General features: G+C 37.0%; 8 protein-coding genes and 3 pseudogenes. 7 read left to right on the top strand and 4 right to left on the bottom strand.

Going from position 1 to position 10,225, the window contains the following annotated elements:
• Positions 1–771: 771 nt before the first annotated feature.
• Both AABS66_RS21365 and AABS66_RS21360 read left to right on the top strand, forming a co-directional pair.
• Positions 772–1,128 carry a hypothetical protein gene (locus AABS66_RS21365; RefSeq protein WP_430225457.1) on the top strand — a complete coding sequence of 119 codons (357 nt, stop codon included), beginning with the start codon at positions 772–774 and terminating at the stop codon, positions 1,126–1,128.
• A 3-nt stretch (positions 1,129–1,131) separates the two neighbouring features.
• Complete coding sequence (locus tag AABS66_RS21360; RefSeq protein WP_430225456.1) at positions 1,132–1,539, top strand: hypothetical protein; 408 nt, start codon at positions 1,132–1,134, stop codon at positions 1,537–1,539.
• 135 nt (positions 1,540–1,674) lie between these two features.
• Here AABS66_RS21360 and AABS66_RS21355 read toward each other — a convergent pair whose 3' ends face one another.
• The gene (locus AABS66_RS21355) at positions 1,675–2,874 is read right to left on the bottom strand and encodes an IS91 family transposase (RefSeq protein WP_430225455.1); all 1,200 of its coding nucleotides are present in this window, start codon (positions 2,872–2,874) and stop codon (positions 1,675–1,677) included.
• Between the two features lie 285 nt (positions 2,875–3,159).
• Between AABS66_RS21355 and AABS66_RS21350 the strand changes: the two are divergent.
• Positions 3,160–3,899 (top strand): annotated as a pseudogene (locus tag AABS66_RS21350) (IS6 family transposase).
• On the opposite strand, the gene AABS66_RS21345 reads toward AABS66_RS21350, so the two are convergent.
• Complete coding sequence (locus AABS66_RS21345) at positions 3,813–4,157, bottom strand: transposase (protein ID WP_430225454.1); 345 nt, start codon at positions 4,155–4,157, stop codon at positions 3,813–3,815. The pseudogene AABS66_RS21350 and the gene AABS66_RS21345 overlap by 87 nt on opposite strands.
• Positions 4,150–4,275 carry a hypothetical protein gene (locus AABS66_RS21340; RefSeq protein WP_430225453.1) on the bottom strand — a complete coding sequence of 42 codons (126 nt, stop codon included), beginning with the start codon at positions 4,273–4,275 and terminating at the stop codon, positions 4,150–4,152. Before AABS66_RS21340 ends, AABS66_RS21345 begins: the two co-directional genes overlap by 8 nt.
• Positions 4,276–4,404: 129 nt before the next feature.
• Between AABS66_RS21340 and AABS66_RS21335 the strand changes: the two are divergent.
• The 4 genes and pseudogenes from AABS66_RS21335 to AABS66_RS21320 form a co-directional block, all read left to right on the top strand.
• Positions 4,405–4,728 (top strand): annotated as a pseudogene (locus AABS66_RS21335) (IS1 family transposase); the annotation flags it as partial.
• A 321-nt stretch (positions 4,729–5,049) separates the two neighbouring features.
• A protein-coding gene (locus AABS66_RS21330) for an IS1 family transposase (protein ID WP_430225452.1) occupies positions 5,050–5,747 on the top strand; the annotation gives its coding sequence in 2 pieces (ribosomal slippage) (positions 5,050–5,299 and positions 5,299–5,747; 699 coding nt in all).
• A gap of 244 nt (positions 5,748–5,991) precedes the next feature.
• Positions 5,992–6,249, top strand: coding sequence for a helix-turn-helix domain-containing protein (locus tag AABS66_RS21325; RefSeq protein ID WP_430225451.1), 258 nt, complete (start codon positions 5,992–5,994; stop codon positions 6,247–6,249).
• A gap of 793 nt (positions 6,250–7,042) precedes the next feature.
• Entirely contained in the window at positions 7,043–8,383 is a 1,341-nt protein-coding gene (locus AABS66_RS21320) for a M60 family metallopeptidase (RefSeq protein WP_430225449.1), read from the top strand.
• 613 nt (positions 8,384–8,996) lie between these two features.
• Here AABS66_RS21320 and AABS66_RS21315 read toward each other — a convergent pair.
• Positions 8,997–10,178 (bottom strand): annotated as a pseudogene (locus AABS66_RS21315) (IS3 family transposase).
• Positions 10,179–10,225: the final 47 nt, after the last annotated feature.

Raw genomic sequence — 10,225 nt, 5'->3', positions numbered from 1 at the left:
CAGACATCAACCTTTCACAGCACGTTTGAAAAGTATCTTTTCGGAGGAAGTCTTGCATACGTCAACCATTTAAACATATCATATTGATATATATCCATTTTATGTATTTTAAGTATCACTGCATGTGTCTCACAAACATCAACCTTTTGTGATCAACCACACAAATACACAGATTCCTGTTATGATAATTGTCCACCAGCTTCAAACAGTATGAATGCTTAACCATTGTTCTCATGTAATTTAGTTTTATCCACAAGGAAAAAATAAATAATCTACTGATATATCAAAGCATTGCGTTATATTAGTATAAGAAACAACCTTCGCATACAAAATGAGCGATAATGTCTTGCAAGCATCAACCTTTCACCTTGCATACATCAACCTTTAGCCTTGCAAACATCAACCTTTCACCTCGCAAGTATCAACCTTTAGTCTTGAAAGCATCAACCTTTAGTCTCGCAAACGTCAACCTTTCAATAAGCAATATATTGAATTTGATAGTTTTATTTGAGGGTCTAAGGTTTTAAGGTTTTAAGATCAATCAAGAAAAAAAAGATCTTAAATCAAAGATGCTGGTGGACCTTGTTGATAACTTTAACATTAAATCTAACGCACTCGCTTTGCTCGTTTGTTCAACAGCGACCCCGACACGAAAACAAGTTTTCATGTCTCTCGCTGTTATAGATGATTAACAAAATTGAACTCAGATTGACCAACAAGCCTAGATCAGTAACTATATCAACCACCTTTAACTATTAAAAAGAAATGATAATGAGATACACAATAGAAAAGCTAATTTCCGATGATACTGACATTCTTTCCTATTACAAAAAAGCACTTGAATTATGGGACACCATCTTAGAACCCAAACCAGATTATTTAGAACTTTCAAAAATGCTACCCGCCAAACAATTTGAATTTGAACACCACTGCGGAGGGCGCTGGATAGGGCAAGAAATAATGGTCATAACAGGAATAACTCAATTTTATAAAATAGAAGATGGTTTTGGAGAGAGAAAAGACTGTGCAATGCTAGTTTATAAAGCAATATCAAGTAGTTATTGTAGTATGGAAGTAAAATCTGTTACTGAACAAGTAGCTAAATACTACTTTCTAACAGAGGTATAATTTATGTCGGAGATCCCAAAGCAATATCAGAAAGATAGCTACATTAATTGGCATCAGGAAACTCTAAAAGAGCTAGATTTAGAAAGAAAAATTACTGAATTTCGTGAATCACTAAAGGCTAATAGCGTTGATAAGCTGGCTGTTTTAGGTCAATTATTATTACAGATTAAACAACGAACAGAAGGTGAATGCAAAGTTCAGTTTGGTGGTTTTTTAGCTGGTGAATTTGATGTGCCGACGGACGCATTTATTCCTGAAACTTATCCAAAACTGTATGATTTACTGTTTAAATCAACAGCATCAATCATAGAAAAGTGTTGGAGAAAAAACTGTAATCGAACGGATAATTTTGTCTGTTTACAAACATTATCTACCGAAATAACCGACTTGATGGTTAGGAAATTCGATTAACAGTTTAATGAGTTAATAACGATATGTTTCATTATGAGAGTCTACTAAAGGGTCACTATCGTATTTAAACTTAACCATGCTAACGCGTAATCGCACTATTTTTAACCAAAAACTGAAATAATAGGCACACTGATCCTACGCTGCGGTTTGTAGCCATCGTTTTTTAGCCATTTTATCCCGTCTTTCTGACAGCAAAGTGACCGCGTGTAGGCCTTTTTCCGCACTCATAAACCGCAGTCGGTTTCCACATAAAATGCATTGGTACGGATCTGTGTTTAAAAATCCTTTAATCAGTGCCGCAAACCCCGGTTTTTTAGGCTCGTTAGGATGTATCATGTCCAACGCGTCATAGACTTTAGGTAATAAGTGCCCACGTTTGCGATTGGCTAAAAAACCGTAATAGCGGATCATTTTAAAATGCCGCGCTGGGATATGACTGACATAACGTCGTATCATCTCTTCTTGGGATAAGGTCTGTCGTCGGTATTGTTGGCTGTGGTGGTCATAATAATGATGAACCACGGTGCCGCCGCTGTAATGTTTAAGCTGAGAGGCGGAGATGGGAGGACGCTTAAGGTAACGGCCCAGATATTTTACATTGTGCCAGGCCCCTCGGGTCTTCTTAGCAAAATGGAGCTTCCAATACCGTTGAAACTGGGCATTGAGGTAACGACACCACGTTGGGTAATCGCGAATATGCCCGAAGCCAGGCAATTTATTCGGTTGTAACTGAGCATAATTGTCTCGAAGGAGCCGAATAACGGCACTGCGCCAGACTTTTTCGACGTCTTTCTTTTTAAAGAAAATCGGCTTCCAGGTGTGGTATTGGGTGAGACCGCCTCGTGTGACGGATAAATGAATGTGGGGATGTTGATTGAGTTGGCGACCGTAGGTGTGCAGAGCACAAAAAATGCCAATTTCGAGGCCAAGGCTCTTGGCATGTTTGAGCATAGCACGAGTGGCACAGCGAAAGAGTTGATTGAGCAAGATCCAATTATTGTTGAAGAAAGGCCAAAGCAGGTGAGGCATCGTGAGGGTAATGTGTTGCCACTCACAATCTGGCAAAATATGCCGTTGTTGTGCAATCCACTGTTCTGTGCCTTTGAGGCCACAGGCACTGCAGGCTTTGGATTTACAGGTTTGACAAAAGAAGCGCGAATGGGTGCATTCGGGAGAAGAGCAGCAATAACGACGAACGCCCATCGCACAAGTGCTACAGGCGAGCATCTTTTCAACACAGAGGAGTTGCCATTCATCGACAGGGTTGTTATCAATGAAGCGGTTCCATCCGTCATCGTATTGAAATAGCAGTTTAGCAGGTCTGGGAATATACATGGAGCAGATTATAAAAGACGAGAAGGGAGTTGCCTAGAAATAGAGCGGCCCTGCCGCGATGCTCACGCCACAGGCGTGCTTATGTTCCATGCGTCGTCATATTGGAATAGCAATTTGGCGGGCCTGGGAATAGACATAGAGCAGAGTATAAAAGACGAGAAGGGAGTTGCCTAGAAATAGAGCGGCTCTGCCGCGATGCTCACGCCACAGGCGTGCTTATGTTCTTGCAGCAATTACCTAAGTGAGAAACACTCACACTATTGATTATCACTTTAGGTTAAACTCATGTCACCAAACGAGTTTAAATGGAAATATTTTGCCCCCACTATCATCCTTTGGTGCTTGCGTTGGTATGGCTCTACACCGTTAAGCTATGCCAACGTCAGTGATATGCTGGCTGAACGGGGGATTTCGGTTCACCGCTCAACGATTTATCGTTGGTTTATTGAATATGCCCCCCATTCTCCGTAAAAAACTCAAAAAAATATCAATTCATTCGGGCTGTTTCCTCTTGGCTGCTTGATGAAACCTACGTCAAAGTGAACGGAAAATGGTGTTACCTTTATCGTGCAATAGATAAACATGGAGACACACCGGATGTTTATTTTTCACCTAAACGTAACTGGCATGCCGCCTATGTATTTCTCAAACGCGAATTAAAACCTTATCCCTCTGAACGACAACCCAAAACATTAAACACCGATAAGCATGCGGCTTATGGCTACTCTATAGCCCGTTTGATCAAAGAAGGTAAACTCCGTGCGGACGTGAAACAACGGCAAGTCAAAACCCTCAATAATCGGATTGAGTCTGATCATGCCCCGATAAAAAAGCGCATTGTTGCCACAGGCGGCTTTAAATCGGCGAAGCAGGCTTAGTCAACTATCCAAGGATTTTAAACTTTGCGTAAACTGAATAAAGGTCAATTTGATGCATGGCTACGTCGATATGAACCTGAGTATCGAGTATGGGAGAGATATGCCTTTATGAATCGATTGTTCAATGTAGAGACTATTTTTGCGTGAAACATTCATCACTGTTGAGCAAAAAGCAGTCTTGGCGATTATTTGCAACAAGCCCAAAGAAAGTATTTGCTCGTCCATATGAATCATGCGTGTTTGATGCTTTTTGATAAGCTGTGGCTCAAAAGAAGATTGACGATCTCGAGGAACTTCAATTAATAGGGTGCCATTCTCTGTTTTTAGCGTCTTTTGACTAAAACCATTCCGAGAATTATTCGCCACGGTTGACTGATTTTTATCATTATTCAGAAAGTTAAGCATTCAATGCAGCTTCGATGGTGAACTTTTTAAGCAGAGATGAAAACTCGCTAAGATCTTTCTCATTTTTAATACTTTTAGCCGACTCTGATGCAAGGGCTTTGCTAATATTTTTGTCCATTTAAGTGCCTTCTTTATTTTAATCAATAAGATAATCTAAAAAGGGTACTTATACAAAAATTAGGGTCATGTATTCAATCCGATGAGTAATCTGTAATATAGGGTAATGAACAGTGGTCTTTTGTGGCTACGCTGGCTCTGGTATGCTTGGGAACCTCGCCTAAAACGGATTATTGCGCATACGTTTGGGCGCCGTAATAAGAAAACGCTTCGCCATTTACTGACTTTACACTCTGAATTTAATGTTGTTTTTTGGTGTACCGATAAGTTCAGTGCTGATGAGATATTACCGAAGGAAAAGCATGTCGCCAGTAAATTTTATACACAACGAATTGAACGGGAAAACTTAAACTTGAGAAACCGTTTAAAACGACTTAACCGTAAGACGTTAGGTGACTCGAAGTCACCTGAAATGCATGACAAAATCATCGGCACATTCATAGAGCGTGAACACACCTATTGTGATGATCTCTATATTGAATACACGACCAATGTGTTTCTTAGGAACGTCTCATTGGGCTATTGTCCCATAACTACCTAGTCGCTCCTTTAGGGTTTACCATCAACTCAAATTTGCTACAAATACCAATAAAACAGTATGTTAGTTTAATATTTATTGATTTTCGATAATTATTGTTGACAAATTATCGAAAATCAATAAATATTAAATCATGAATTTTATTACATAAAAGACTTAAGGTGCGGTTTGTTTTTCGGTCATGTATTCAATCCGGTGAACAACCTGTAATATAAGGTAATTTACCGGAGAATATTCATGGCTAAAGTCGATGTAAAGTGCCCATTTTGTCAACAAACTTCCCCAGTGAAAAAACATGGATTAGGAAGTACTGGCCATCAACGTTATCGTTGCCAAGGCTGTAGCCGAAGTTTCCAATTGGATTATGAATATCGCGCCTGCCAACCTGGAACAAAGGATAAAATTATTGACCTCACGATGAATAATGCCGGTATTCGTGATACCGCCAGAGCCTTACATATCAGTATTAATGCGGTTGTTCGCACTTTAAAAAACTCTTGCCACGGCAGGTAACGTCTTTACGCCTTGATAATTTGCACATTGAACTCCTTTGCGAAGTTGATGAACTGTGGTCTTTTGTGGCTAATAAGAAGCAACAACGCTGGCTCTGGTATGCTTGGGAGCCTCGCCTAAAACGAATTATTGCGCATACGTTTGGTCGTCGAAACAAGAAAACTCTTCGACAGTTACTGGCTTTACTGTCTCGGTTTAATGTGGTTTTTTGGTGCACAGGTAAGTTCAGTGCTTATGAAATATTGCCCAAACAAAAACACGTAGCAAGTAAGTTTTATACACAACGAATAGAAAGAGAAAATTTGAACTTGAGAAATCGCTTAAAGCGACTTAATCGTAAGACATTAGGCTACTCAAAGTCAGTAGAAATGCACGACAAGATCATTGGCACATTTATTGAACGCGAACATTACCTATTATGATAATCTACATATTGAATACACGACCTGTTTTTCTCTTACAGAGTGTGTTAGTTTTTTTAATCATTCTCGACAAAAAATCACTCACAATTGAATTGTAATAAAATCAATTAAAATTATAACTATTTTTATATTTGTGATTATTTTGGTTTTGTTTCATTTATATGTTGTGATAATAATGTATGAAACTTCGTATTTACATGCATTAAAATAATGTTTTTATTAAAATAAATTAAATAGAGGTTATATGGAAAAAAATGAATTATTAAAATTTTATATCGGTAACAAAATAAAATATTATAGATGCCATAAAGGAATATCTGGGGCATCTTTAGGTCAGATGATTGGAGTTAGTCAACAACAAATTTCTCGCTATGAAAATGGAATGAATATTATAAGCTTTAGTATATTAAATAAATTGTTTAAATGTCTTGAGTTGTCAGAATTAGAAGTAACTATTTTTTTTGATGAAATTAAAGATTTTTTTTTAATGGATAAATCATAATAGTTATATTGAAAATTATAAATAGTGAGTTTAATAATGATTTTCAATATACAAATTAGAATGAATTAATTGTTTTTCATTAACTAAAACAAAATGAAATAGAATTTTGTTAATTTAAATATTTATGAATAATGATGATTAATCAATTAAATAAGTCAATGATTGTTTTAATTATTAAACTAGCTTCTTTAGTAGTGGTTGTATCAATTTTTGTATTTTATGTTTATGTGCGATTGGATAATTCAAAAGAAATTAGTCATGTGAATTTTATAAGCCCAAAAACATGGATGATAAAAGAAATTTTTATTATTATACTTGATGGGGTTATAATTATTATCGCGTTGATTAAATTTTTATTGTTCTTTGGAGATATTAAATTATTTTCTTTTTTCATGAAAAGAAAATTTGCAGGTTTTCTTTTTCTAATAATTATTGTTGGGTTTTTATTTAGGTTTTTCATTCATCTATCAATAGATTTATTATTAGAATGACATAGCACTAATTTTAATACGTATAATTTACATTATTAAATTGTTGTTTTTATGTTCTTTTTAAGAAAGAAATGATTAAAAATTAGGTGAAATATCCAGATTTGCTAGCCTAATAAACCGTTAGCAATAAAACTTATGCAACAAGCACTATAGGAAATTATATAATATTGAAAGATAATGTTAAAGAGGAGAAAATCAATAAATCATATCTTTCATATTTCAATTAATTTACGCGTTTTACGTGTTGGTAAATTCAAATCATTTTTATATGTATTATTAAATAGAGTGGTTAAGGAGTTTTAATGTTATTAATTAAAAATTTGAATTTTTTAAAAGTAGCGGGGTGTATGTTTTTTATATTTATTATCCCCCCTGTTTATGCAAAATATTTTGATATACATAATAATATATACACCATAAGTTCACTACCTGACTCAAATATAGAATCTCACCGAATGGATAGCATGAAGCTTTCAGACCAACAACCTACAGGTAAATATTTACTTGCAGATGAAACTTTAACTATAAAAGTAGAGGGGGTTAATAAAAACCAGAATCTAAGTGTTATGATAGGTTTTAGGCCAATGTTTGGTGTTGATTTAGACCAACAAGAAATAAGGTTAAGTAATGGAGTATCCACAATAAAATCAAATCAAGATGGACCAATATTCTTACGATTAACATCGTTAGATGATATTAATATTTTAAATAATTTTGTGAAAATTCAGTTTTATGGAGGGAGAAATCTTCCATTTTTTATTCAAGGGGAATCAACGTTATCTGATTGGCATTCTGAACTTGCTAATTATAAAAATGCTCCTTATGTACAACTTTTATCTCAAAGAGCAATGATAACGTTGCCAAGGGCAGTCTACAATAATTATCCTATAAAAGATCCTTCAAAAACATTAATAATGATTAACAAAGTAATTCAAATGCAAGATGAGCTAGCTGGTTTTGATAATAAGACACCTAAAGATAGGTCTTCGCCACTACGGCATCATTTTATTGTGGATTTTCGTACACAACAACAAGATAAATTTTATATGTATGCATCCAATGAGTTCATTGGTATGCAATTTTATAATACAAAAGATTTAACTGAACCTTATAAATTATCGACAGAGTGGGCAATATGGCATGAAATTGGTCATACATATCAACAACGTTCATGGACGTGGGATAGTCTAACCGAAATTAGCGTTAATTTGTTTTCATTGTATGTGCAAGAAAAAATGGGACAACCAAGTAGACTTTCTGAAAAAGATGAAAATGGATTTTCAATGCGCGATAAATCTATGACATATCGTTCATTGCCAATTAAAAATTATTTACATGAAAGTGAGGACGAAGACGAACTATTTATAAAACTTGTTATGTTTGAAGAAATAAAAAATGCATACGGTTGGTTTGTTTTTAGTGAGTTATTTAAGCGGATAAGGGCATTACCTTTAACTGATAGTGTTGATGAGCAATTAAAAGTTGATACTTTTATTATTAATATTTGTAAAATTACCGGAGATGATCTTAGAGAATACTTCTATAGTTGGGGGTTATATGCAAGTACGACAGCCAATTTGTATATAGCTAATCTAAAATTAAAGCCAGCTGGTAAATTACATGAAATATATTTTAATAATTAATTCCTATTAAATTATTTTTTTTGAAAAAATTGAATTGTGATGAGCGCTAAGGTTTTCATTTCTTTTCGTATGATGTAAGGGTCTAATAATACCGTAGAGATTTATAGCTTATAATTAAGCAGAATCTTAGAGCCTATCCCAATAGGATCTTATTCCAGGCAATGATGCTGCATGCAAAATGCAGCGTCGCCATGTTGGGGTTCCGGTGAGGAACCCCCTAGAGGAGATGGAATAATGCTGGTTCCCATGGTCTTGGACAGTGGGTACTCGATTGCCGAAATATATTGATCCAAGGTAATAAAATAGATCTTTCGACATGCCCTGGCTATGTTCACCACAAGCCATTGTCCGGGTTACAAGCACTGACTTACAAGCTCAACAAGCTGCTCAATATGATATTTTTAATAGAGCTCAAAATGAATCTTTGCTTGTAATCGGTGATTCAATAAATGCAAAATCTAGGCATAAATATGCTCAAAGTAGTAGGAATATTGATGTCGTTGAGCCAGTGCAACTCGACGATGTAGCTAATGCTGCTCGCTCTTTTGATAGTGCGCAAGGCATAGATTTGATTGATGCCATTCTTACCTACTCGGGTGAGATGATGAAGTGGTCAACTAATATTGGCCACGCCATTAGACTGTTTGTAGAACAGCCGCTCTGATCCATTTGGGGTCAATCCCCCGTTATACCAATGAGGTCTGATCTCGTTGTAATAGCCTGTGATGTAACGAATAATTCTGTGTTCTGCTTCTTTCAGGCTTCCATAACCCATTGAAGGCATCCATTCATGTTTTAAACTTCTAAAAAATCGCTCCATTGGGCTGTTGTCCCAACAGTTACCTTTCCGACTCAAACTTTGGACTATTTGATAGTGCCATAACCGTTGACGATACTCAAGGCTGGTATAATGGCTGCCCTGATCGCTATGGAACATCACTCCTTTTGGCTGCTCCCGCATTTCCCAAGCCATTTGCAGGGCTTTTAATGTCAACGTGGTGTCGGGGGATAGGGAGAGTGCCCAACCAACGAGTTTCCGTGCAAAAAGGTCTAACATCTAACACGACGGCGAGATAAGCCCACCGTTTTCCTGTCCAAATATACGTCACATCGCCACACCACACTTGATTGGGCGCTGTGACAGCAAATTGGCGGCCGAGTAAATTAGGGATGTCGACATGCTCCCTTGTCCCTCGTTTATAGCGATGTTTTACGTACTGGCAACTCGTAATCCCGATTTATTTCATTAACTTACCAGCAAGATAACGGCTCATCTTCACTCCGTATTGCATCGTGACAATGGTGGCGATAGTCCTTGCGCCTGCAGAGCCGCCACTTAAGTTCCAAGCCTCTTTAGCTAAACTCCGTTTAATCGCTCGTGCCGCATCTGGTGCGGCATTCTTCATTCGATGGTGCCAATGCCGATAGCTACTGCGATGACGTTCAAAAAGTTGGCAGAGCGTGGTGACGGGGTAATGCGCTCTTAGTTTGTCGATTATCGCGAATCCCTCAGTGAGTCCAACATTAAGAGTGCCGTAGCCTTTTTTAGGATTTCGTTTTCCATTTCAAGGCGTTGTATCTTTTTCTTCATCTCACGAAGTTCAATCTGCTCGGGTATAAGTGGAAGTCCCGTCGGTGTTTTACCTTGTCGCTCTAATCGCAGTTTTTTAACCCATCGATTAAGTGCGGCAAGACTCACGCCCATAGCCTGTGCGGCTTTAGCCACGGAATAATGATGGTCAACCACCATTTTAGCGGCTTCGAGTTTAAATTCTGCTGAATATTGCTTAACCATGTGCTCACCTGTGATGTTATTGAGGCAAGAATATCACCTCTAGTCAG

This window comes from Providencia sp. SP181, from assembly GCF_050446505.1.
Classification (GTDB): domain Bacteria; phylum Pseudomonadota; class Gammaproteobacteria; order Enterobacterales; family Enterobacteriaceae; genus Providencia; species Providencia vermicola.
This window is presented reverse-complemented; position numbering and strand designations above follow the sequence as displayed.